This is a genomic window from Kribbella sp. CA-253562 (assembly GCF_050942265.1).
Taxonomy (GTDB): domain Bacteria; phylum Actinomycetota; class Actinomycetes; order Propionibacteriales; family Kribbellaceae; genus Kribbella.
Window position 1 is genome coordinate 4,927,456 of the sequence record NZ_CP192049.1, and the last position, 23,184, is coordinate 4,950,639.

The following is a 23,184-nucleotide window of genomic DNA, read 5'->3' on the forward strand; positions in this document are numbered from 1 at the left end:
GCAGGGCAGGCGTTTGTTTCAGTCGCCCTTCGGCCGTTCCGGCCGGCGGTGGACGCGCGGCACCTTGGCGCCGATCCAGACCGCCACCGCGATCAGCGCTCCGATCCCCAGCAGCCAGCCCCACAGCCCCTCCGACACCGGCCCGAGCCGCCCGAGGCCGAAACCGCCCGGGTCGGTCTGCTCCTGCAGGCTGACGATGTAGGCGATCACGGCGCGCTTGTCCTCCGGGAGCAGGACGGCGTCGGAGAAGACCGGCATCTGCTGCGGTCCGGTGAGCATCGCCTGGTACATGTTGCGCGGCGTCGTGCCCATCAACGTCGGCGCGTACCGCCCGTGCGGCAGGGCGCCGCCACGGCCCGCGAAGTTGTGGCAGGCCGTGCAGTTCGTCCGGAACAGCTGACCGCCCCGGACGAGCTCCTCCTGCGTCACCTTGCTGACGTCGTACGACTCTTCGGCCGGTACGGCGGGTCCGGGCGCGAGCGAAGCGATGTACGCCGCCAGCGCGGCGATCTCCTCGTCGGTGTAGACGCGAGGCTTCTGCGGCACCTGGGCACCGGTCTGCACGGCCGGCATCCGTCCCGTGCTGACCTGGAAGTCGACCGCCGCCGCACCGACGCCGATCAGCGTCGGCCCGGCCACGCGGCCTTCACCGTCGCTTCCGCCTTCGGCCTGCAGCCCGTGGCAGCTGGAACAACCGACCGCGAACAGCCGCCGTCCTTCCTCGATCTGCTGGGACTGTGGCCCGTCCGCACCCTCGGCGCCGTTCGGGACCAGTACGGCGTACGCGAGCCCGACGGTGACCAGTGCAGCCCCGACCACGAGCGCCCTGGCGAGCCTCCCACGCCTTCGCATCTGTGGACCTCCCCGTGCCGACGGCAGCCAGGCAACCCGACCGCCTCACGCTCGTGATCACCCGATTCGGGCGAGGGCGCCGATCAGCGAGCGTCGCGCTTGGCCTGGCGGCGGGCGCCGGCGGCGCGCGAGGACGCGTCCTTCTTCAGCCCACCGGTGGTCTTCGTCGCTCGCACCTTGGTGCCCGTTACCGGCGGCGCAGCGGCCGCCTTCGCCGGGCCCGCCGAGTTCGCCGGGGCAGCCGACTTCGCCGCCCGCGCCGCTTCGATCCGTTCGCTGCGCAGCCGCGTCGACGCGCGACTGGCCGCGGTCGCCACTTCGCGGCTGACCCTCGCCAGCGCCGACTCGAACAGCTCCGCCTTGTCCCGGTCCCGCTGATTGCGCGGGTAGGCCTTGCCCCGGCCACCGGCGGGTACCACCGCCGCGCTCGCGCCTCGCCGGTAGTTCTTCACGTACTTGGTCCGGACCCGGCGGATGCGCTGGTGCAGGTCCAGCAGCTCGTCCTCGTCCAAGCCCTTCAGCGCGTCCCGTTCGGTTTCGGCCGCGAGCATCCGCTCGGCGTCCGTCAGCGAGTTCAGCAAGCCCTGGTTCATCACGCCCTCCTTGCCGCCACCCGCAGACTACGCGCGGACCGGCAGGCCGTCGAGACCTCGTTCAGAAACGTTGCTTAGAGCAACTTCCAGCCTCGCGATCTCACCCGAACCGGGTGATCCACCGGCCGCCTGCCGGGCGGGAAGATGCCCGGTGTGACCACCAGCGACCGCTCCCCCGTCGGCAGCCACGGCGAGGGGCCGCTGCCTGCTGCCGAGCCGGGAACGCTGATCATGCGCGGAGCGGGCGGTGTCGTCTTCGGCGTTCTCGCTGTCGTGTGGCCGGTCACGACCGGGCTCGCACTCGTGCTGCTGTGGGGCTGCTGGGCGCTCTTCGAGGGAATCGGCGCACTGGTCCAGGCCTTCCAGTCGAATCCGGGCCGATCCCGCTTCGGCTACCTGCTGCTCGGTGTGGCCGGCCTCGCCGCGGCCGTGCTGGCGATCTCCAGTCCCGGCCTGACCGCGACGACCCTGACCCGGATCCTCGGCGTGTGGCTGATCCTGCGAGGTCTCTTCGAAGCCGTCGCGGCCTTCCGCCGCGAGGTCGTCACCGCTCGCTGGCTCTTCCTGCCCGGCGCGGTTCTGTCGGCCGTACTCGGAGTTCTGTTCGTCACCAATCCCGGCCGCGCCGCGGTCGGCATCGCCGTACTGCTCGGAACGATGGCGATCGCCTGGGGCCTGGTCTTCCTCGCCTCGGGCCTGCTGCTGCGGTCGCAAAAGTCCCGCGCCTGACCGTCTCGGGATTGCTAAGCTCCCGGACATGCATCGTTTGATCACTCCGCCGGCCGCCGCTTAGCGGACGGCCGATCTCAACGCGCCCGGGTCTGTGCCCCGGGCTTGTTCGGGCTGTTCGCAGACGCCCTCATCTGTTCGTGCGAACACCCTGGAGTGTCTGATGCACCACCGTCTCGCGCCGTCGTCGGCGCGTGGTCTGCTGTACGTCGCCCTGGCCGGCATCGCCTGGGGCACCGGCGGTCCCACCGGCGCCCTGCTCTTCCGGAGCAGCGGCCTGGACTCGACAGCGATCTCCTTCTGGCGCCTGCTCGGCGGCGCGGTCTGGCTGGCCGCTGCCTGCCGCCTGCTCGGGCGCGGCCCGATCATCCAGCAACTCGCCGCGGCGCCGGTGCGCTACGTCCTGAGCGGGCTGGGCCTCGCCGTCTGCCAACTCGGCTACTTCGCCGCCATCCCGCGGGTCGGAGTCGCCGTCGCGACCGTCGTCTCGCTGGGTGTCGGTCCGCTCTTCATTGCCCTCGGCGCCCGCGAGCGCATCACCGGTCCGTTGCTGCTCGCCGTGCTCGGGCTGGCTCTTCTCGTCTCGGACGGCGGAGCCACCGGTGGCGCGTCGATCACCGGCGTCGCGTTCTCCCTGCTCTCGGGCGCCGGCTACGCACTCACCACCCTGCTCAACCGCGATCGGCAGGACCCGGTGACCAGCGCCTTGCTGGGCTTCACGACCGGCGCGGCGATCTTGTTGCCGCTAGCAATGATCGGAGGAATCGTCCCGGCACCGGTCAGTTGGCCCCTGCTCGCGTACTTCGGTCTCGTCCCGACCGCTGTGGCCTACGCGCTCTTCTACACCGGCCTCCGATCGATCCGCGCGTCCACCGCCGCCGTCGTCGCCCTGATCGAACCACTCCTGGCCGCACTCATCGGCGTACTGGCGTTTCATGAGCACCTGTCACCTCTCGGCCTCACCGGCGCGGCGGTACTGCTCGCAGCGGTCTTGCTTCAGGCCCGCCAAGAACGGCCTCAGTCGGCGGTGTAGAACTCGGTCGTGGCGTCGACCCATTGAGTGACCTGGTCGGCTGGGGTGCCGGCGGCAACGGCCGCCGCACCCCAGGCCGCGGAGCTGTGCGTGGCAGCCCGCTTGCCGTCGGGGCTGGATTCCCAGGTGGCCGACTCGAAGGACTGGCCGTGCAGGTGACGGTCGAGCGCGACGAGGCCGAGGTCCCAGCCGACCCCCGCGGCACCGGGGCCGTACCGGTTCCAGGTCTCGTCCTCGACGACTGCCGCGTGCGCGAGGGTCAGCCGGGTCCGGTCGCCGTCGGGATCCAGCCGCACCTCGACCTCACTGACGTCCTTGGCGGTGGCGTTCTCGCCGTACACCCAGGTGATGCGCAGCATCCACGGGGGCTCACAGGCGAGAACCTCCCCTCGGGCGTTGTCCTTCAACTGGTACGTGCCCCCGAGCCGCAGGTCGCCTTCCACCGGAAGCAACCACCGGCCGATGCGATCACCGGTGGTCAGCGCGTCCCACACGTCCTCGATCGCGGCCTCGTAGCTGCGGCTGAGCACGATGCTGCGCGCCGCGCCGGCCGGGATCGTCGTCCGGTCCAGGCCCCTGGTCACCGCGTTGAGCTGGTCGATGATGTCGCTCATCGCTCCAAAGTAGCAGGACGAGCTTATATAAGCGACAGTCGATGGTGCGGATGATTCGCCCTGGGCACCTGGAAAGTACGAGGCGCCCGGCTTGTGCATTTCGAGGGTTGGGCGGCCTCCAGGTCCCGGCAGTTCAGACCAGCAGCTCCGGGGCCGCCTCCACCTCAGTACGTGCCGAGCACCCACTGCGACGGCGACGCCGGGTCGTCGCCGCGCCAGAAGCCTGACCACAGCTCGCGAAACTCCTCGCGCGACAGCTGACCGTCGCCGTCGGCGTCGAGCTTCGCAAAGACCTGTTCGACACCGTCGTCGGAGCCCTTCCAGGCGTACACCACCTGCTTGTGCTCGGCCAGAGCGATCCGGTCGTCGCCGTCCTGATCGATCGCGTCGAACATCACGTCCGCCGTCGCGTACACCGCGTCGCCCATCGCCGGCAGTTGGTCGACGACGTTCATCAGTTCGTCCAGCGACACCAGGTCGTCGTGGTCGGCGTCGGACAGCGTCGCCAGCGCCGACCACCAGCCCATCATGATCGTCCGCATCCGGTCGTGGTTCGCGGTGCCCGGCTCCCAGCCGCGCACGCCCGCCCAGCGCTCGGTCAGCGTGACGAAGTCCGACTCGTCGAGATAACCGTTGCCGTCGGCGTCCATCGCGTGAAAGACCCCCGCCACCTTGCGCCGCTGGAACTCACTGGCCATGTCGCTCCCCTTTCACCGTTCCCGGTGTCCGCTTCGGACGCTACGCGAGATCGGCGGATTGCGCACTCTGAGCAACCATTTGTGCGCGTCGTGTTACCGGGCCACTTCGGTCAGATCCTGTGTGTACGCCGCCTGCAGCTCCTCGTCCCACGGCTCATGCTCAGCCGCGAGCGAGTCCAGCACCGTCACGGGCCGCGTCGCCCCCGAGACCACCGACAGCACCGGCGAGGACTCGAGCAGGGCCCTGAGCAACAACCGTTGCGGTGAGACGCCGCGGGAGTCCGCCAGTGCGGTCAGCCGCGGAGCCGGCGCCGCGGACCGAAGGGGTGAGTAGGCAAAGAACGGAACGGCGTTCGCCTCGCACCACGCGACGACGTCCGCGGACTCACGGCCCAGCGCGGTGTGTCGATTCTGTACGGCGTCCACCCGGGTGATCGCCGTCGCGCGTTCCAGTTCCTCGACCGTGACGTTGGACAGACCGATGCGCGCCACCTTGCCCTGGTCACGCAGCGACACGAGGGCGGCGACCCCTTCCTCGACCGGCTGTTCGGCGAGATCGACCCGGTGCAGGTAGTACAGGTCCAGGCGATCCGCACCGAAGACGCGCAGACTCGTCTCCACGTCCGAGCGGATCCGGGACGCGCTGATGTCGGCGTCCCAGGTGTCCGCGCCGGTGCGCGAGTGGCCGCCCTTGGTCCCGATCAGTACGCCGGACCCGCGCGCGGCCTCCGCCGCCAGTTCCTCGCCGTACAGGGGCGCCTCGACCTGGGCGTACGCCCGGGCGGTGTCGAGAATCGCCGTCCCGGCGGCGATGCCCTCCCGGATCGTCGCCAGATCCGCGGACCGGTCCCGGGCGACCAGCGAGAATCCCGCCAGCCCGAGCGCAACGCGTCCCACCAGGTTCGTCATGGTCCGGATTCTCGCCGACCCGCTTCGGCCGCCGGGCGGCGCCCCGGCTGCCTATGCTGGCGGTTGCCGACGTGGACGGAGGAGACCGGTGGACGAGATCAACACGTTGTTCGAGCAACGGTCCGAGGCGATCCGGGCCAAGGACCTCGAGCGGCTGCTGGCCTTCTACTCCCCCGACGTCGTGTACTTCGACGTCGTCCCGCCCTTGCAGTACGTCGGATCCGCCGCCCTGCGCGGCCGGTTCACCCACTGGTTCGAGGGCTTCGCCGGCCCGATCGGCCAGGAACTCAGCGAACTGACCGTCACCGCCGACGGCGACGTCGCGGTCGCCTCGATGCTGATCCGCGCCGGCGGGACCCTGGTGAACGGTCCCCGGATCAGCCAGTGGCTCCGCTCGACGTCGGTCTGCCGCCGCTGGGACCACGGCTGGCTGATCACTCACGAACACGTGTCCCTGCCGGTCGACCTGGCCACGGGCCTGGCGGTCCGCGATCTGACCCCCTGACGGATCCCGCCACCGGGCGACGAACGACAGCGCGCCGAGTCCTGCAATCTCGTCACAACCGCCAACACACCGGGCCGGCCGCACAAGTTTCGCTTCGGCGCAGCCTGCCGAACCAGCACAATCGAAAGGTGACCGAGCCCGAGCAGTCGCCGTACGGCGAGCAGCCCACGGTCCAGATGTTCGCCAGGTTCGCCTCCGAGCTGCACGAGGCCGGCGGCGTGGAGGAGACCGTGGAAGCGGTGGCGCAGTTCGCGCTGCACGCGGTCGGGTGCAGCGCGGCGTCGGTGGCGCTGATCGTGCGGGGCCGGCGTCCCGAACCGGTGGCGATGACCGACCCCGGACTCGCCGAGCTGTACGACGCGCAGATCGCGGCGGGTGCGGGGCCGCTGATCACGACCATTCAGGAAGAGGCCCCGATCACCATCCCGGACGTGGTGACCGAGACCAGGTGGTCACCGGCCTGGGCCCACCAGGTGACCGCCGCGGGCTATCGCAGCGCGGCCCATCTGCCGCTCAGCGTCGGCCGCCGGAAAGCGGAGGCGGTGCTGAGCCTGTTCGGCGATCGCCCGCGGGCGTTCGATTCCGACGATCTGGCCGTCGCGCACATCCTGGCCAGGCATGCCTCGGTCGCGATCGCCGCGGTCCGCAACGAGGCGACGCTGGCCGGGGCGGCCGACGCCCGCAAACTGGTCGGGCAGGCCCAGGGCATCCTGATGGAACGGTTCGACCTCGACGCCGACCGGGCCTTCGAGGTCCTGAAACGCTACTCCCAGGACCACAACCGCAAGCTGCGCGACGTCGCCGAGGAGCTGATCAGGACCCGGGTCCTGCCCAGCCGCTCCTGACCCTCGGTCCGGGCACGGTCGCCCCGCGGTTCAGAGCGAGGTGCCTGGGGAGACGGCGGGCAGCACGTCCCGCAAGGCCCGGCGGGACGTGATGCCGAGCTTGGTGAAGACCTTCTTCAGATGCCACTCGACGGTGCGCGGGCTGAGGTAGAGCTCGGCGCCGATCTGCACGTTCGTCCGGCCCTCGCGCGCCAGCCTGGCGATGTGGTCCTCCTGCGGCGTGAGGTCGTCCGGTGTGTCGCCGGCGACCTCGCGAAGGTTGGCGCCCGCACCGACCAGCTCGTGCCGGGCACGGTGGGTGAACCCGTCGAGGCCCATCGACTCGAACAGGGAGTGGGCGAGCTCCAGCTGGGTGCGGGCGTCGGCGCGTCGGTGGCGGGAGCGCAGCCATTCGCCGTACAGGAGGTGGGCCCGCGCCAGTTCGGGGCGGAGCCGGGTGGCGCGCAACCGGTCGACCGCCTCACGGTGGTACCGCTCGGCCTCGTCGTCGGCCGCGAGCAGTGCGCGGCAACGAGCCAGGATGCCCAGCCCCCAGTCGGTCGCGGTGACGTTCGCGCTCGCGGCGAGCCGCTCGACGGCGCCGGCACAGAGTTCGGGCCGGCCGGTCCTGGTCGCGGCTTCGATCAGCTCGGGCAGCGCCCACAGGGTGACGAAGTGGTCGGGCTGGTTCTGGTCACCGGCCACGCGCGCCGCGGCGAGCGCTTCGTCGTACCGGCCGAGTCCGTTGTGCAGGACGGCGGTGGACCAGGTCGCCCACTGGATCGCGAGGCCTTCACCGCCGGACCGGGCATGGTCGATCGCCGTGTCGATCCGCGCCCGGGCCTCGGCCTCCCGCCCCCGCAGCGCCGCGTGCAGCATCGCCCCGTACGGCGCGACCCGGGTGCGCGTCGCCTCGGTGACGGCGTCGGCCTCGACGATCACCCGCGCGGCTGAGGACAGATCGCCACGCCAGGCCACGACGATGCCGCGACCGTTGAGCGCGATCGACAACGGCGCGAGGGCGCCGGCGGCACGGGCCAGCTCCACCTGCCGGGTGATCACACGCTCCCAGTTGTCGAAGTCCCAGATCTCCACCGCGGCGGTGGAGGCCAGCACACCCCACTGCAGTCCCTTCTCCAGCGACAAGTCCTCGGCCAGGTACTCGCTGACCGCCTGCTGGAGGACGGGCGCCGCCGCAGTACGTCCGTCGGTGGCCAGCAGGGCCAACCCGTCCAAGAGAAGGTCGGACGCGTGCGGACGGCCGGTCGGCCGCGGAGCCGATCGGGCCGCTTGGGAGATCGCCGCCACGGAGGCGGAGCTGGCCGGATCGCCGGCGAAGAACGCGGCTCCCCACGCGTCGAGGTACGTCTCACGGGCGAGTGCGACGTCCAGCGGCTGCAGCCGTCGAGCAGCGCGGAGCAGTTGCACCGGCGCCTCACTGCCGGATCCCGAGGCCGAAACGATCTGCGCACGCAACAGGTCCACTCGGGCTCGCTGGAGTTCGTCGAGCGCCCCGGCCTCGGCGGCACCCAGCAGTCCAAGGGCTGTCTCGAACTGGCCGGCGTGCAGACTGGCTCGTGCAGCCGCGAGAGCGCGCCCCGCTCGCCGACCGGGATGGCGGGTCAGAACGACGGAACGCTGCAGGAACGCGGCCGCGGCCGCCAGACCGCCACGGGCTTGGGCACGGTCGGCCGATCGCTCCAGGCCGGCGGCCACCTGCTCGTCGGGTTCCGGTGCCGCGGCGGCCAGATGCCAAGCGCGACGGTCGGGATCGGCCTGGGGGTCGGTCGCCTCGGCCAGCGCCAGGTGGGCCGCGCGGCGATCGTCCACCGAGGCGGAGCGATAAATGGCCGACCGCACCAGCGGGTGACGGAAACGCACGCTGCCGCCGATCGCGAGCATGCCCGCCGCCTCCGTGGCAGCCGCGGCCGATGCCTGAACGCCGAGCAGTTCGGCGGCTCGCCACACCAGCAGCGGGTCGTCGGCCGGCTCGGCGGCCGCGATCAGGAGCAACCTCCGCGCATCCTCGGACAAGTCGTGAAGCCGGAGCAGAAAACTCTGCTCGATCCGGCCGGACAGCTCGTGCGAACCGCGCAGTCCGAATCCGCCGGGCAACTGCGCCGTACTCAACCGGCGGGGCAGCTCCAGCAGGGCGAGTGGATTGCCGCGGGTTTCAGCGACCAAGCGATCCAGGACGCGCGGGTCGAACCGGCCGGGAATGACCGTGGCGAGCAGTGTCCGCGCGTCCGTCTCCGGCAAGCCCTGGAGTCTCAGCTCGGGCAGCCCGGCCAGTTCGCTGTCCGTGCTCGGCTCCCGAACGGCGAAAACGATCGCCACCGGCTCCGCGCCGAGGCGGCGGGCGAGGAAGCCGAGGACCTGCCCCGAAGCGCTGTCGAGCCAGTGCGCGTCGTCGACCAGGCACAGCAGCGGCCGTCGTTCGGCGGCTCCCGACAACAGTCCCAGCGCGGCCAGTGCGACGAGGAAACGTTGCGGAGGTTCGCCCGACGCACGTCCCAGCGCGACGTCGAGCGCGGCGCGCTGAGGCTCGGGCAGGACGTCCAGCCGGTCGAGCATCGGCGCGCAGAGCTGATGCAGCCCGGCGAAGGGCAACTCCATCTCGGACTCGACCCCGGCCAGCCGCACGACCCGGAAGCCGGTCGCTGCCTCGGCGCAGTACTGCAGCAACGCCGTCTTGCCGATCCCGGCTTCGCCACGGATCACCCGTACGGCGCTGAGGCCGCCGCGCACCTCGGCCAGCAGGCGGTCCAGTTCCTCACACTCGCGCCGGCGCCCCAGCAACACCGGCGGACGACGCCGGGCCACGAGTCAGACCCGCCGTCGGTCAGCTCGCGACAACGGCATGATCCACCCCTCGTTCTCCGGGCCCACCAGTTGTTCCGCGGCGGGGCTCCTGTGCCGCTCATCCTCGCACCGCGCCGGGCGCCCGGCAATGAGCCCGCGCAGCGGGCCCGGCCAACAAGGTGGCACCGGCACGCCGCCGTACCAGTGGGTGTGCCAGGGGTGACCCCGGCGCGACCCATCGCCTCGCAGCGGCAGGGTTCGTGACATCACCAGACCAGATCTCCTGCGTCTGGGTGAAGGAGGTCTTCGATGAACACGTTTTCATCCACCCACGGCGTGCCGGACGGCCGCTCGGCGTTCACCCGTCGCGCGTTCACCGGCGGCGCGGCGATCGCGGCCGGCGTCTCCCTCGTCGGGTCCCAGGCCGTGCCCACCGCGGCCCGCGGCGCCGGCCGAGCGGGGTTCGGCTCGGTCTCGACGGCGCCGAACCTGCCGCCGGGCTTCGCCAGGACGTTCCGGAGCCGGATCGTCACCGCCGGCGGACTGCGTCAGCATGTGGTGATCGGCGGAAACGGACCGCCGCTGCTGCTGGTTCACGGCTGGCCGGAGAACTGGTACGCCTGGCGCCTGATCATGCCGAGACTCGCCGAGGACTTCACGGTGATCGCGGTCGACCAGCGCGGGATCGGCCTCACCGACAAGCCGGCCACCGGGTACGACACGGCGTCGCTGGCCAACGACCTGGCGGCACTGATGACGGTGCTCGGCCACCAGCGGTTCGCCGTGGTCGGTCACGACACGGGTCTGATCATCAGCTACGCCCTGGCCGCCGACCACCCGGACCGGGTCGTCCGACTCGCCGTGGCCGAGGTCCCGGGACCGCCGACGATGGAGCACTCTCCGCCGATGTTCGCCAAGGCGGTGGACAACAACAAGCTGTGGCACATCCCGTTCAACCGGGTCGACGACGAGCTGACCGAGCTGCTCGTGCACGGACGTGAGGAGGCCTTCTTCGGTTACGAGTTCCGGATCCAGGGCGGCAAGTCGCTGCCGCAGTACGCGCTGGACTATTACTTCGAACTGTTCTCCGACCCGGCCGTGCTCCGCGGCGGGATGGGGCTGTACCGCGCCTGGGACGCGACGCTCGCGCAGAACGCTGTGCGCGTCGCCCAGCCGTTGAAGATGCCGGTTCTGGCGATCGGCGGCGTCGACAGCTACGGCCCGGGAGTGGGCGTGGCGATGACCCCGCTGGCGACCGACGTCACCACCGTCGTGACGCCGTCCGGGCACTGGGTGGCCGAGCAGGCACCGCGGGAACTGCTGGCCGCGCTGACCACGTTCCTGGCGCCGTACCGGGCGGGCGCGCGGGTCCGGGCGAACCGCTGATCGGCGATCGTCCTGGACCGGGTGCCGCTTCGGTGGCAGGCTGCTGGGATGCGGTCGACGAATCCGTCCCGGCCGGAACTCCGCGGGCGGCAGCACGAGTGCGAGACCCTGGGTCAGCTCGTGCACGCCGCCCGAGCCGGCCGCAGCGCCGCGCTCGTCGTGCGCGGTGAGGCCGGGATCGGCAAGTCGGCCCTGCTGGATCATCTCGACGCGGAGGCGACCGACTGCCGCGTACTGCGGGTCGCGGGTGTCGAGTCGCAACTGGAGCTCGCGTTCGCGGGGCTGCACGCGCTGTGCACGCCGTTGCTGGGCGAGTTGTCCCGGCTTCCGGCGCCGCAGTCCGAGGCGCTCGCGACGGCGTTCGGGCTGCATCGGGGCAGCCCGCCCGACCGGTTCCTGATCGGGCTCGCCGTCCTGAACCTGCTGGCGGAAGCGGCCGGCGAGCAGCCGTTGGTTTGTCTCGTGGACGACGCGCAGTGGCTGGACCAGGCGTCCGCGGACGCGCTGACGTTCGCGGCCCGGCGGTTGGCGGCCGAGTCGATCGTGCTCGTTTTCGCCGCGAGGACGGGCGAAACCGACAGCCGCTGGGCCGGGCTGCCCGAGCTGACCGTCGGAGGGCTCGAGGAGACCGACGCCGCGGCGCTGCTCGAGGCGACGGTGATGGGTCCGCTGGACCAGCGGGTGCGGACCCGGATCCTGCACGAGACGCACGGCAATCCCCTGGCCCTGCTGGAGCTGCCGCGCTGGCTGTCGGCGACCGAGCTGGCCTTCGGCTCGGACCAGGCCGATCCGGCCACGCTGACCAGCCGGCTGGAACTCAGCTTCCAGCGACGGTTCGAGCAGCTGCCGGACCAGTCCCGCCGGCTCCTGCTGATCGCTGCCGCGGAGCCGCTGGGCGATGTCGGGCTGATGTGGCGAGCCGCGGAACGACTGCAGCTCGGCTGGGACGCCGCCTCGGCCGCCGAACGGTCCGGATTGGTCGAGCTGCGCTACACGGTCCGCTTCCGGCACCCGCTGGTGCGGTCGGTGACCTACCGGTCCGCAACGCCGTACGAACGTCAACAGGTGCACCAAGCCCTGGCCGACGTCACCGATGGGGAGCTCGACCCGGACCGGCGTGCGTGGCACCGCGCCCGGGCCACCTTCCGTCCCGACGAAACGGTGGCGTCGGAGTTGGAGAGATCGGCCGGTCGCGCACTCGCCCAGGGTGGACTGGCCGCCGCGGCAGCGTTCCTGGAACGTGCGGCCGCGCTGACTCCGAACGCCGCCGAACGCGCGCGACGCGAGCTCGCCGCGGCCGAGGTCATGTTGCACGCCGGGACGTTCGACTCCGCGCTCCGGCTGCTGGCCAGAGCCGAGGCGGGAGCCCTCAGTGACCTGCAACGGGCTCGCGTCGACGTACTGCGCGCCCAGGTCGGCTTCGCCGCCCGGCGCGGTAACGAGGCACTCCCGCTCCTGCTGGCCGCCGCGCGCCGGCTCGAACCGCTCGACACCGAACTCGCCCTGGACAGCTACGTCGACGCGCTGACCGCGGCCCTCTTCGCGGGCCGGCTGGCGTCCGGCGTCACCGCGGCCGAGGTGGCCCGGGCCGCGCGCAACGCGCCGATGCCGGCCGCACCGCGGCGTGGGGACATCCTGCTCGAAGGCGTCGCCGTGCAGTTCGCCGACAGCTATCCGGCCGCCGTACCGATGCTGCGGCGGGCGGTTGAGGAGTTCGACACCGACGCGCTGTCGATCGAGGAGGGCGTGCGCTTCCTCTGGCTCGCGACGGTCGTCGCGTCGGACCTGTGGGACCACGAGTCGTGGAGCAGACTGGCCGACCGGCACGTACGGATCGCCCGCGACTCCGGCGCGCTCAGCGCGTTGCCGCTGGCCCTGAACACCCGGGTCTTCGTCGATCTCTTCGCCGGCAACCTGGCCGCGGCCGCCGCCCTGGTCGACGAGATCGGCCTCGTCACGGACGTCGCCGGTACCGACCTCACGCCGTACGGCGCGATCGGCCTGGCCGCCTTCCGGGGCGACGCGGAGTTCGCGGAGCCGTTGATCGCGACGTCGATGGCCAGTGTCACCGAGCGGGGCGAGGGAATCGGCGTCTCCCTCACCAACTGGGCGCGTGCGCTGCTGTGCAACGGCCTCGGCCGGTACGCCGACGCGCTCACCGCCGCGCGCGAAGCCGCCGCCTATCCCGAGGAGATGGGCGTCGCGAACTGGGCGCTGGTCGAGCTGGTCGAGGCCGCCGCCCGCGCCGGGGAACCGGCGATCGCGGCCGCCGCGCTCGAGCAACTGTCCGCCTTGACGCGCGCCAGCGGCACCGAGTGGGCGCTGGGAGTCGGGGCCCGGTCGAAGGCTCTGGTCGAGCCGGACGACCGGGCCGAAGGGTGCTACCGGGAGGCAATTGATCGGCTCGGCAACACCCCGGTCAGGGTCGAGCTGGCCCGCGCCCAGCTCCTGTACGGCGAATGGCTGCGGCGCGCGGGCCGCCGGGTGGAGGCCCGCGAGCAGCTCCGGGCCGCGCACGACGCGCTGGCGGCGTCCGGAGTCGGCGCCTTCGCCGCGCGGGCGCGTCACGAACTCGCGGCGACCGGTGAGACGGTGCGCAAACGCGCGGAGAAGGCGCCGCAGGATCTCACCCCGCAGGAGTTGCACATCGCCCGCCTGGCCACCCGGGGACTGACCAACGCCGAGATCGGCGCGGAGTTGTTCATCAGTCCCCGAACGGTCGAGTGGCACCTGGGCAAGGTGTTCGCGCAACTCGGCATCAGCGCCCGCAGCCACCTGCGCGACGTACTGCAAGCCGTCGACTGACTCAGCCCACGTGGTTGCCCTCGGCCACGTCGCGCCCGGCTCAGACCCGGCCCGGGAGCCGCTCGGTGATCTCCTGCAGCACCCAGCGGTTGCCCTCGGAGTCGTTGAACGACGCGTACGTCGCGTACGAGCGGCGGTCGGGATCGGGCCCGGCGGCGCGCCCTGCGTCGCCGATGTGGAACCCGCCGCCGAGAGTGCCGCCGGCGTCGTGGAACGCCTCGCTCACACCGACACCGCGGGCGGACAGCGCGCCGCGCGCCACGTCGATGTCGTCCACCACCAGCAGCAGCCCGTCGGCCGAACCCGGCGGCGCGGCGGTCACCTGGGTCCCGAAGATGACCGACGCGCTCGAACCGGGCGGGGTGACCTGCATCAGCCGGTAGCCGGTCCCGGAGTCCGCCTCGGCGTCGACCCGCCACTGCAGGCGGCCGGCGTAGAAGTCCTTGGCCCGGTCGAAGTCCTCGATCGGGATGACCACGACCTCCAGGCGGAACGGGACCGCCGTACCGTCTGACGCTCGGGTCGCGTCGTCACTGCGTACCTGGGTGCTCACGAGTTCCTCCTGCGGATCGGCTGGTTGGTCTGGCTCCATCTCACCGCCGGGGGCCGCGCATCACACCCGGGTCATCCCTGGTCCGGTCCCGGGCGTGCCGTTCGACCAGGGATCTCACTGGCGCGAACACCGGGCCGGCCGAACCAGACTCGGTACACCGGCAGGCCGCCCGTCGTTCCTGTCCGTCGTCTGACAACCAGTGGGAGGAATCCATGTCCACAACGATTCAGAGCAACCAGTCCCTCGGCGTACCGTCGTTCGCCGAGGACGCGAAGCTGCGCCGGGAACGACCGACCGGGCCCGTGCCGGCGATCGCGAAGGGCCCGGAGATCCCTGCCGAGGGCTACGCGATGCAGGAGCTCGCCGACGGCGTCTTCTGGCTCGGTGACGGCAGCTACCAGTCGATGTTCGTCGTCACCGGCGACGGGGTCGTGGCGGTCGACGCCCCGCCGACTCTGGGCCACAACATCCTGCGCGCCATCGGCCGGGTGACGACCAAGCCCGTCACGCATGTGGTCTACAGCCACCACCACTCCGACCACTGCGGCGCGATGTCGATCTTCCCCGACACCGCCCGCCGCTACGCCCAACGCGCCACCGCGCAACGCCTCGAGTTCCTGGCCGATCCAGACCGGCCGCTGCCGACCGACGTGTTCGACGAGACGCTGACGATCGACGCCGGCGACCACACCCTCGAGCTCGCGTACCCCGGTCCCAACCACAGTGAGGGCAACAGCTTCATCCACCTGCCCAACCAGCGGGTGCTGATGCTGGTCGACGTGATCTTCCCCGGCTGGGTGCCGTTCTCGAACATCTCCCTGTCCGCGTTCGTCCCGGGCGTGCTCCACCTGCACGAAACAACGCTGCGGTACGACTTCGACCACCTGGTCACCGGCCACGTCACCCGGCCCGGCACGCCCGAGGACGTCCGCGTCCAACTCGAGTACCTGACCGATCTGCGCACCACCGCGGAAGCCGCGCTGTCCAGCGTCGACCTGTCCAGCACGATGGCCGGCGTCGACATGACCAACGCCTGGGCGGTCTTCCGCGCCTACCTCGACGCCGTCACCGCCGCGACCACCGACGAGATCGTCCCCCGCTGGAAGGACCGCCTCGGTGGGGCCGACGTCTTCACCCTGCCGAACGCCTGGGCGATGGCCGAGTCCCTGCGCCTCGACCTCAACTCCCTCGGGCCTTTCGGCACCACGCCCTGACGCGGCGGCGTACTCACGGACCGTCGTGGTCGCCGTCGTCCAGGTGACCAGGACGGTCCGGCTCGCCGACAGCGCAGGTCTGCGGAAGGTCACGCAGAGCGTGTTCGAGCGTACGGGCAACAGCCCGGTCACAGGCGGTGGCGTCGCCCTGCCAGATCTGCCGGACGAACACGTCCGCGACCACTTCGGGCGGCCGTCCGCACCGGCGCGCCCACGCGCGGATCACGCCACCGGCCTGGTCCGCGCTCACCCCGAACCACTCCATCAGCAGACCTTTGGCCTGCTCCACGGCGGCCGCGTCGTCCATCCGTGACGCGCTCGCTTCGGCCGACTCCGATCCGATCATCGTCCCGTTCCTCACAACGAGCTGGCAGCGATACCCGGCTGGATCCACAACCTGTACCGCCAGCCCTGGTCCGGTACCCTCGCCGCCCCGGCCCCATGCGGTTCCGGCGGGCGGTCACTGCCCGTCGCGGAACCGACTGTTCGAGTGCTCGTTGCCGGCCTTCACCGCGAGTCCCTGCCGACGTGGAACCGCTGGTGGTACAGGGCTCGCGCCTGGTCCAACGCCTCCTGCCCGATCCGCGCCAGCGGGCGGACCTCGACGACCAGCGGCTCGTGGTCCGGTCCCCAACCGGCCACCTCACCGGTCAGCAGCCACGGATAGCGGTCCTTCTCCTCCCCCAGCTCCGCGTACTTGCACACCCGCCGCGCGATCCAGTCCTCCGGCGGACGCGGCCACCACGGCTCCGGCGTGACCGGCGTCGCGGACAGACCGGGCAGTACGACGTCCGCCTCGTAGTCCCGACTGGCTCCGGACCGGGCGTCGTGCCACGGCCCCTTGGAGTATCGCAGCAGTACGCCGTCCCGCGCACCGATGAACTCGACCAACTCGTCGAGACTTCCGATCACCGGCAACTCGAACGGTAGCTCCGCCAGCACCGACGGCGACGACTTCTCGCTCATGCCGCCGAGGTACCCCGTCGTACGACCAACAAGCACCGCAGGACAGCCTCCCGCGACCGGCGCGTTCAGGCAGCGAGGTGCTCCGGCAGACGGGACAGGGCGTTCGCGGCGAGCGCGACCGACAGCAGCAAGCGGGCCTTGGCGGAAGGCAGAGCGCCGGCCATCATCGCGCCGAGTCCGGCCAGGTCGGCGCCGCCACCACCGCCGTAGACAGCAGCGGTCGGGCCTGCCGCACACCTGCTGGTCACGAGAACGGGCAGGCCCGCGGTGATGCAGTGGCGAACCTCGGCCAGGAGACCCGGCGTCGGGTTCCCCGCACCGAGCGCTTCCAGAACGATGCCGCGGGCACCGGCTTCCCGGCAGGCGGCGAGTTGGATGCCGTCGGCACCGACGTACGAGGTGACGACGTCGACGCGGGGAAGGACCGCGGGCAGCGTCGAGAGGTCGAACCCGGGCGGGCGGACCGGTGCCGACCAGATCCGTACGGCGCCCCGCCGCACCTCCCCGATCGGGCCGCCGTTGAAGGACGCGAAGGCGTCGAGGGCCAGGGTGTGCGCCTTGACGGCCTGACGGGCGGCGTGGATCCGCCCGTCCATGACTACCAGCGGACCCAGGCCGCGCGCCGCCGGTGACGCCGCGACCCGGACCGCGTCGGCGAGATTGCGTGGACCGTCGCAATCCGGCTCCCCCGCGTGCCGTTGGGCACCGGTCAGCACGACGGGCACCGGATCGTCGGCCGGCGTCACCAGGTCCAGCAGGTACGCGATCTCCTCCAGGGTGTCGGTCCCGTGAGTGACGACCAGACAGTCATGACGCCCGGCCTCGGCGCGGACCGTGCCCACCAGGCTTCGTACCTCCGCGAGCGAGAGTGCGAAGCTGTGCCTCAGGGCAACCTCCCGGACCGTCACCTGCGTCGGCAACGAGCTGACTCCAGGCAGTTCACGGCCGGTCACCGCGACACTGACCACGCCGTCCGTGCCGGGCGCGGACGCGATCGTTCCGCCGGTGGTGAGCAGCCCTATGGTCATCGGCTCTCCCACCGCACGCCCCCGACCCTGACCGCGCTGCGCTGCCGGGAGACCAACCAGTACAACCCGCCCGCGACCAGGGAGCCGGACAACCAGGAGAAGTCGGTCCCGTTCATCGCCGTTGCCAACGGCCCCTGCATCGCCGGGACCAGACCGTACTGCCACGACCAGCCGGCCACGAGTCCGGCCGCGAGACTCAGCAGAGCGCCCTTGTTCCAGTTCCCGTACGCCGAGTCCGCGGCGTACAGCTCGGCGATGTCGAGCCGGCCGCGGCGCAGGACGAGGTAGTCGACGCCGACGATCGTCGCCCACGGGCTGATCCAGACCAGGATGGACACCATCCAGTGGTCGAAGGCGTGCGCGAAGCTGTCGGCGCGGACGAAGATCATGAGCACGCCGGATGCGACCAGACCGGCCACCAGCGTCACCTTCCAGCGGGCCGCCCGGACGCCGATCGAGAGCGCGGCGAGCGAGCAGGAGTACAGGTTCAGGATGTTGGTGGCGACCGGTCCGTGCATGATCAGCAGCAACACCGGTACGGCCAGCGCGCCGAAGGTGCCGATCACCAGCGTGGACGGGTCACTTCCGGTGCCAGCACTGGCCAGGCAGGCGCCGAGTGCGGCGAGCCACACGGTCGGCAGATACATGCCGAGCATCGACGACCAGAACACCGCCCGGCTGGACGACGACGGCCGGACGAACCGGCTGTAGTCGGCCGAGTAGGGCAGCCAGCTGAGTCCCCAGCCGATCCCGATCGCGGTCATCAGTTGTGTGATCGCGGTGACCTTCGCGGCCGGACCCTCGGTGGTCCCGGCGGTCCAGTGCAGCTCGGCCTGGCTGAGCGCGAGCACGGTCATCACCGCCATCACCAGGACGGTGGCCGGCACGGTGTACTTCTCGAAGGTGCGGATCGCGTAGAAGCCGTACAGAGCGAGACCGAGCTGGACGATCATGATCACCGCCGCCACCAGGTACTCCAGCGCGACGCCGCCGTGCACGCCGAGCTTGCCGAGAATCGCCAGCACCAGGTCGAGCACGACCCACGTGTTGACACCGACCCAGGCCATCGTGAGCAGGCACTGGACCAGCCCCGGTACCACGGCTCCGCGGCGGCCGAACGCCGCCCGGCCGAGCACCATCTGGTTGACCGCGGTCCGGTGGCCGATCACGTTGAACAGCCCGAACGCGGCACACCCGAACAGGTTGCCGATGGCAACCACGAGGAGGGTCTCGAGCAGGCTGAGCCCGAGCGTGATGCCGAGGGCGCCGAGCACCCAGTTGATCGGCGCGAGGTTCGCTCCGGCCCAGATCCAGAACTGCTCGCGCGGCGTGCAGTCCCGGCTGCCGGGCGGGATCGGGGCGACGCCGTGGGCGTCGAACGGAACGGTTTCGGTCTCGGTGCGCATCTCGGCCTCCAGGGGAATTGTGCGACACACGTCACGCTGATCGGCCCAGAAAAGCAGCCGCCGGCCGGTTCGGTCAGTGGCTGAATCTCTAGCGATTTGCCCCTGGGCTGGATATGTTCACAGCATGCTGAGTCTGGGAGCCCTGGTGCGGGATCCGGCCCTGGAGTTGACGGTGCTGGTGCCCGGACCGCCGGGGGCGTTGGAGCGCGAGGTGTTGTGGGTGCACAACACCGAGCTGCCCGACCCGTCGGCGTACGTGCGGGAGCGGGAGCTCGTGCTCACCAACGGTCTGTGGCAGGCCGAGACCACACCGGCGGAGTTCGCGGCCACCGTGCATCGCGCGGGCGCCGCGGGGATCGTGTTCGGGCTGCGCGTGGACGCCCGGACGACGCCGGTCGAGCTGGTGCGCGCCTGCGAGCGGCTCGGGCTGCCGTTGGTGGAGATCTCGGTCGAGGTGCCGTTCACGGCCGTGACGCGGGCCGCGTCGATGCTTCAGGCCGACCAGCGGCGCGATGCCCTGGTCGGCATGGTCCGGCGCGGCGACGCGCTGGCGGCCGCGATCTCGCACGGCGCCGGAGCCTCCGGAGTACTCGCCGTTCTACGGCGCGAGCACGACCTGCCGCTGGCCGTGGTGGACCGGATGGCCCGTCCGCTGGCGGCCGCCGGCGCGGAGCTCACGCCGGCCCAGTGCCGATTGGTCGCGGAGGGACTGGCACGCAGGCCCCCCGCCCTGGAAGTGGAGCTGGAGGCCGGATCGGGCCGGGCCACGTTGTTCCTGGTCGGCGCGGTGGGAGACACCGACGCGGCGCTTGTCTGCCTGCGGCCGTTGGCCGAGCTGACCCGGGCCGAACAGGACGCGCTGGAGCAGGCCGCCCGCTTCCTGAGCCTGGAAGTCGCCAAGCAGCAGGCGGTGCAGGCGATCGAGCTGAGGTTCGCGAGCGAGCTGCTCGACATGATCCTGTCCGGCTCGCGGCGCGCGGCGGAGGTCCCCGACCGGTTGCGGGCGTTCGGCGTGGACCCGAGTGGTGAGCTGGTCGTGCTGACCACCGCCTTCGCCGACGGCGACGAGTCGACGCTGCCCGGGCTGACCGAAACCGTGAGCGGCTTCTTCCTGGCCGCCGGGCTCGCCGTGGTCGTTGCCGGAGGCACCCAAGACGTGGTGGCTGTGCTGCAGCGGCCGCGCCAGGACACCAGGGAACTGGCCGAAGCACTGCACCGGAACATCACCAAGCGCTTCCCGGACCGTCGTACGGTGATCGGGCTGGGTGAGCCGGCGGCCAACGCCCAGGCGCTTCGGCAACCGCTGATCCAGTCCCGGGAGGCGTGCCGGGTGCTACGGCGCCGACCGGCTCCGGCCGTCGCGACGTTCCGCGACCTCGGCACGCATCGGCTGCTGCTCGGGTTGCACGACGCCGAGACGCTGCGGGGGTTCGCGGACGCGATCGTGCAGCCGCTGCGCGAGTTCGACCAGCGCCGCGCGGCGAGCCTCGAGGTCACCTTGCGCGCGTTTCTCCAGCACGACGGCCAGTACGGCGCGACCGCGGCCGCGCTCTACGTGCACGTCAACACCCTGCGCAACCGGCTGGCCAAGATCACCGAGCTGACCGGACGCGACGTCACCCGGACCGAGGACCGGGTCGACCTGTTCCTCGCGCTGGAAGCCGACGAGCTGGTTCAGTCCGGGTAGACGTCCCGGCCGACGTCGGGCACAGCCACCGGGCGCACCGGCAGCGCGTCGTCCGCGCGCGCCCGCAGCGCGATGTCGCGACACCGGGCGAAGCTGACGTCGCCGCAGGACTGGGCGTACTCGATCAGTTCGCGCACCGCCATCAGGCGCCCGGGCCGGCCGGACAGGAACGGATGCAGGCACAGCGTGAACAGGCACCGGTAGAACCGCATCCCGTCGAGCTCGGCCTTCCACAACTCCAGCACCTTGCGCGGCGACTCGATCACCGAACCGATGTCCGGCTGTGGCAGGTAGGCGTACTGCTCCCAGTCGTCCAGGGACCAGTGCACCGGCAGCTCGACCACCCCACCCGGCCGCAGCAGGTAGGGCCGGTCGTCGCCCATCAGCGAGGAGTCGTACAGCAACCCGTGCTCGGCGATCAGTTCCGGCGTACGGACGGTCGCTTCCCACAGGGCGGCTCGGTGCCCGCGCACCTCGATGCCCTGCGCATCGAAAACCGCGAGCGCCCGCTCGAAGTCGTCGCGTTCCTCCTGGCCGGTCAACGACGTCGGCGGCCGGTGGCTGTAGGAGTGGTGGGCCACCTCGTGCCCGCGCTCGACGATCGAGGCGGCCAGGCCCGGGCGTTGCTCGGCGACCCACCCCGGCAGGAAAAACGTCGCCGGCACCTCGAGCTCGTCCAGCAGCCCGAGGATCCGCGGTACGCCGACGTCGGGGCCGTACGCCTGGTGCGACATCGTGGACACGTGGTCGGCGTAGCGCCGGCCACGCGCCAGCACCGGGGTCTCCGCGTCCACGTCGAACGTCAGCGCGGCCACCGCCGCGGCGCCGCCGGACCAGCTCTGGCTCATGACCTGACAGCTTGCCACGCTCGGGCGGTCGCCAGCGTGACGTCCGGGTGCAGCATGTCCCGGTCGAACACGCGAAGCTCCGAGCCGTCGGCCAGCCGCTTCGGCAGATCCGGATTCACCAGAGCACCACGGGCGATCGACACCAGGTCGGCGTGGCCGTCGGTCAGCACCTGGGCGGCTTGGTCCGGATCGTGCATTCCGCCGTTGGCGATGACCGGCAGCCCGGTCAGCCGGCGAGCCAGGCCGGTGATGGTCCGGCCGTCCGGGAGTGTCGAGGTCTCCAGCCAGTCACGACCCTCGCTGGCCAGGTGCAGGTACGTCGCGCCGGCCTCGGCGATCGCGGGGAAGACGATCTCCGCGTCGGCTGCTCCCCCCGGCCAGCGGTAGACCAGGTCGTTCACCTTGGTCTGCGACAACCGCACCCCGACCGGCATCCCGGTGGGCAGCGCCTCGACGACGGCCGCCGTCACCCGGGCGGTCAGCCGGATCCGGTTGGCCACGGGACCGCCGTACTCGTCGGTGCGCCGATTCGTGTAGTCGGTGAGGAACTGGTCGAGCAGGTATCCGTTGGCCGCGTGCACCTCGACACCGTCGAAGCCTGCCCGCGCCGCCGCAAGTGCCGCCGCGACGAAACCCTCGACGACAGCGTCCAGCTCCTGCGCGGTCAGCTCGTGCGGGACGGGCCAGGGACCGCTGCCGCCGTAGTCCGGCATCATCTCGCCGCGGGGCTGAATCGCCGACGGACCCGCCGTCCGCGGGGAGTACGGATTGCCCTGCGAGAGCGCGCCCGCGTGCATGAGTTGGGCGACCATCCGGCCACCCGCCGCGTGCACCTGATCGGTCACGTTGCGCCAGGCAACCACCTGCTCGGCGCCGACCAGTCCGGGCTGGTTCAGGTATCCCTGGCTGTACTGCCGGTCGGTGTACGTCCCTTCCGAGACGATCAAGCCGAAACCGCCGGCCGCGAAGTCGGCGTAGTACCGCGCCATCTCGTCGGTCGGGACGCCGTCCGGGGTGGCCGAGGTGCGGGTCATCGGGGCGACCACGAGCCGGTTCGGCACGTCGTACGGTCCGAGCCGTACCGGTTGCAGCGCGGGGTGCGGAGTGGCGGTCATCGAAGATCCTCCAGTACGTCGAGGGCGAGGTCGGTGGGGTGGGTGCCGTTGATCACGGTGAGGTCCTGAGGACAGGCGGACAGCACGACGACGCAGTCGAGCTCCGCGCGGAAGGTGACGCTGTCGCCGGCAGTGGTGGCCGCAGGCAACCAGTCGAGCCGGCCGTCGCGGTCGGCCTGGACTCGCATGAACACGTTGACCGGTTGCGGGATCACCGGCGCGCTCAGGCCGGCCGGCGCCAGCGCGGTAGCCAGGTTCTCCGCGCACGACGGGTGGCCGGGCGCACCCAGGCCGGCGTACCGCTGGGGGTCGCAGGCGGCGATCAGCAGATCGTGGAAACCGGGTGAGGTGTCCTCGACCAGGGTCAGGATCGGGCGCCGGCGATCGGTCACGAAGGTCTCGCCGATCGCGGGCCACAAGCGGCTGGTGGCCGTCCGGGTGTGGGCGGCGCTCAGGTGCTCGCCGGACCGGTCGCCGGCCACGAAGGCGAACAGGTCTCCGACCTGCCCGCCCTCCAGATCCGTCACGCGGACGAACTCACCCCGGGCGACCCGCACCGCGCGACCGGAGCGCGCCGGGACGAGAGTCCGCACAGCAGTTGGTGTCATGACAGCAAC

General features: G+C 71.4%; 22 protein-coding genes. 8 read left to right on the forward strand and 14 right to left on the reverse strand.

Annotated features, from left to right (window positions below; all coding sequences use genetic code 11):
- Positions 1-18: 18 nt before the first annotated feature.
- Both qcrC and ACQPXM_RS23255 read right to left on the reverse strand, forming a co-directional pair.
- Positions 19-852 (reverse strand): cytochrome bc1 complex diheme cytochrome c subunit, encoded by an 834-nt coding sequence (qcrC, locus tag ACQPXM_RS23250; RefSeq protein ID WP_432936561.1) that lies wholly within the window; start codon positions 850-852, stop codon positions 19-21.
- Positions 853-935: 83 nt separating this feature from the next.
- Positions 936-1,445, reverse strand: coding sequence for a hypothetical protein (locus tag ACQPXM_RS23255; protein WP_432936563.1), 510 nt, complete (start codon positions 1,443-1,445; stop codon positions 936-938).
- Positions 1,446-1,598: 153 nt separating this feature from the next.
- Between ACQPXM_RS23255 and ACQPXM_RS23260 the strand changes: the two genes are divergently transcribed.
- On the forward strand, positions 1,599-2,174 hold the full coding sequence (locus tag ACQPXM_RS23260) for an HdeD family acid-resistance protein (protein WP_432936565.1): 576 nt from the start codon (positions 1,599-1,601) through the stop codon (positions 2,172-2,174).
- A gap of 163 nt (positions 2,175-2,337) precedes the next feature.
- The gene (locus tag ACQPXM_RS23265) at positions 2,338-3,207 is read left to right on the forward strand and encodes a DMT family transporter (RefSeq protein ID WP_432936567.1); all 870 of its coding nucleotides are present in this window, start codon (positions 2,338-2,340) and stop codon (positions 3,205-3,207) included.
- On the opposite strand, the gene ACQPXM_RS23270 is transcribed toward ACQPXM_RS23265, so the two are convergent.
- The 3 genes from ACQPXM_RS23270 to ACQPXM_RS23280 form a co-directional block, all read right to left on the reverse strand.
- On the reverse strand, positions 3,192-3,821 hold the full coding sequence (locus tag ACQPXM_RS23270) for an SRPBCC family protein (RefSeq protein WP_432936569.1): 630 nt from the start codon (positions 3,819-3,821) through the stop codon (positions 3,192-3,194). The genes ACQPXM_RS23265 and ACQPXM_RS23270 overlap by 16 nt on opposite strands.
- 164 nt (positions 3,822-3,985) lie before the next feature.
- Positions 3,986-4,519 (reverse strand): EF-hand domain-containing protein, encoded by a 534-nt coding sequence (locus ACQPXM_RS23275; protein WP_432936571.1) that lies wholly within the window; start codon positions 4,517-4,519, stop codon positions 3,986-3,988.
- A gap of 93 nt (positions 4,520-4,612) precedes the next feature.
- Positions 4,613-5,428 (reverse strand): aldo/keto reductase, encoded by an 816-nt coding sequence (locus ACQPXM_RS23280; protein WP_432936573.1) that lies wholly within the window; start codon positions 5,426-5,428, stop codon positions 4,613-4,615.
- Between the two features lie 88 nt (positions 5,429-5,516).
- Between ACQPXM_RS23280 and ACQPXM_RS23285 the strand changes: the two genes are divergently transcribed.
- Together ACQPXM_RS23285 and ACQPXM_RS23290 are read left to right on the forward strand one after the other, a co-directional pair.
- Positions 5,517-5,933, forward strand: coding sequence for a YybH family protein (locus ACQPXM_RS23285; protein ID WP_432936575.1), 417 nt, complete (start codon positions 5,517-5,519; stop codon positions 5,931-5,933).
- Between the two features lie 128 nt (positions 5,934-6,061).
- Positions 6,062-6,778: a GAF and ANTAR domain-containing protein gene (locus ACQPXM_RS23290; protein ID WP_432936578.1), complete on the forward strand. Its 717-nt coding sequence runs from the start codon at positions 6,062-6,064 to the stop codon at positions 6,776-6,778.
- 30 nt (positions 6,779-6,808) lie between these two features.
- Here ACQPXM_RS23290 and ACQPXM_RS23295 read toward each other — a convergent pair whose 3' ends face one another.
- The gene (locus ACQPXM_RS23295) at positions 6,809-9,580 is read right to left on the reverse strand and encodes a helix-turn-helix transcriptional regulator (protein WP_432936581.1); all 2,772 of its coding nucleotides are present in this window, start codon (positions 9,578-9,580) and stop codon (positions 6,809-6,811) included.
- A gap of 288 nt (positions 9,581-9,868) precedes the next feature.
- Between ACQPXM_RS23295 and ACQPXM_RS23300 the strand changes: the two genes are divergently transcribed.
- Positions 9,869-10,945 (forward strand): alpha/beta fold hydrolase, encoded by a 1,077-nt coding sequence (locus tag ACQPXM_RS23300; RefSeq protein ID WP_432936583.1) that lies wholly within the window; start codon positions 9,869-9,871, stop codon positions 10,943-10,945.
- Between the two features lie 48 nt (positions 10,946-10,993).
- The gene (locus tag ACQPXM_RS23305) at positions 10,994-13,750 is read left to right on the forward strand and encodes a helix-turn-helix transcriptional regulator (RefSeq protein WP_432936586.1); all 2,757 of its coding nucleotides are present in this window, start codon (positions 10,994-10,996) and stop codon (positions 13,748-13,750) included.
- Positions 13,751-13,790: 40 nt separating this feature from the next.
- Here the strand turns inward: ACQPXM_RS23305 and ACQPXM_RS23310 are convergent, their stop codons facing one another.
- Entirely contained in the window at positions 13,791-14,303 is a 513-nt protein-coding gene (locus ACQPXM_RS23310) for a VOC family protein (RefSeq protein ID WP_432936589.1), read from the reverse strand.
- Between the two features lie 212 nt (positions 14,304-14,515).
- Between ACQPXM_RS23310 and ACQPXM_RS23315 the strand changes: the two genes are divergently transcribed.
- Complete coding sequence (locus ACQPXM_RS23315; RefSeq protein ID WP_432936591.1) at positions 14,516-15,517, forward strand: MBL fold metallo-hydrolase; 1,002 nt, start codon at positions 14,516-14,518, stop codon at positions 15,515-15,517.
- Positions 15,518-15,530: 13 nt separating this feature from the next.
- Here ACQPXM_RS23315 and ACQPXM_RS23320 read toward each other — a convergent pair whose 3' ends face one another.
- From ACQPXM_RS23320 to ACQPXM_RS23335, 4 genes are all read right to left on the reverse strand, one after another.
- Complete coding sequence (locus ACQPXM_RS23320) at positions 15,531-15,863, reverse strand: ANTAR domain-containing protein (RefSeq protein WP_432936593.1); 333 nt, start codon at positions 15,861-15,863, stop codon at positions 15,531-15,533.
- Positions 15,864-16,024: 161 nt separating this feature from the next.
- Entirely contained in the window at positions 16,025-16,483 is a 459-nt protein-coding gene (locus ACQPXM_RS23325) for a DUF6098 family protein (RefSeq protein WP_432936595.1), read from the reverse strand.
- Between the two features lie 65 nt (positions 16,484-16,548).
- Complete coding sequence (locus ACQPXM_RS23330) at positions 16,549-17,511, reverse strand: asparaginase (protein WP_432936597.1); 963 nt, start codon at positions 17,509-17,511, stop codon at positions 16,549-16,551.
- The gene (locus ACQPXM_RS23335) at positions 17,508-18,917 is read right to left on the reverse strand and encodes a cytosine permease (protein ID WP_432936599.1); all 1,410 of its coding nucleotides are present in this window, start codon (positions 18,915-18,917) and stop codon (positions 17,508-17,510) included. The genes ACQPXM_RS23330 and ACQPXM_RS23335 overlap by 4 nt, the downstream gene beginning before the upstream one ends.
- A gap of 124 nt (positions 18,918-19,041) precedes the next feature.
- Between ACQPXM_RS23335 and ACQPXM_RS23340 the strand changes: the two genes are divergently transcribed.
- Positions 19,042-20,604, forward strand: coding sequence for a PucR family transcriptional regulator (locus tag ACQPXM_RS23340; RefSeq protein WP_432936601.1), 1,563 nt, complete (start codon positions 19,042-19,044; stop codon positions 20,602-20,604).
- Here ACQPXM_RS23340 and ACQPXM_RS23345 read toward each other — a convergent pair.
- The 3 genes from ACQPXM_RS23345 to ACQPXM_RS23355 are packed head-to-tail and all read right to left on the reverse strand — an operon-like array spanning position 20,592 to position 23,175.
- The gene (locus ACQPXM_RS23345) at positions 20,592-21,452 is read right to left on the reverse strand and encodes a polysaccharide deacetylase family protein (RefSeq protein ID WP_432936603.1); all 861 of its coding nucleotides are present in this window, start codon (positions 21,450-21,452) and stop codon (positions 20,592-20,594) included. The two genes, ACQPXM_RS23340 and ACQPXM_RS23345, sit on opposite strands and share 13 nt — an antisense overlap.
- On the reverse strand, positions 21,449-22,567 hold the full coding sequence (locus ACQPXM_RS23350) for a tRNA-dihydrouridine synthase (protein WP_432936605.1): 1,119 nt from the start codon (positions 22,565-22,567) through the stop codon (positions 21,449-21,451). Before ACQPXM_RS23350 ends, ACQPXM_RS23345 begins: the two co-directional genes overlap by 4 nt.
- Positions 22,564-23,175, reverse strand: a complete 612-nt coding sequence (locus tag ACQPXM_RS23355; RefSeq protein WP_432936607.1) for a DUF1989 domain-containing protein — start codon at positions 23,173-23,175, stop codon at positions 22,564-22,566. Before ACQPXM_RS23355 ends, ACQPXM_RS23350 begins: the two co-directional genes overlap by 4 nt.
- Positions 23,176-23,184 lie beyond the last annotated feature (9 nt).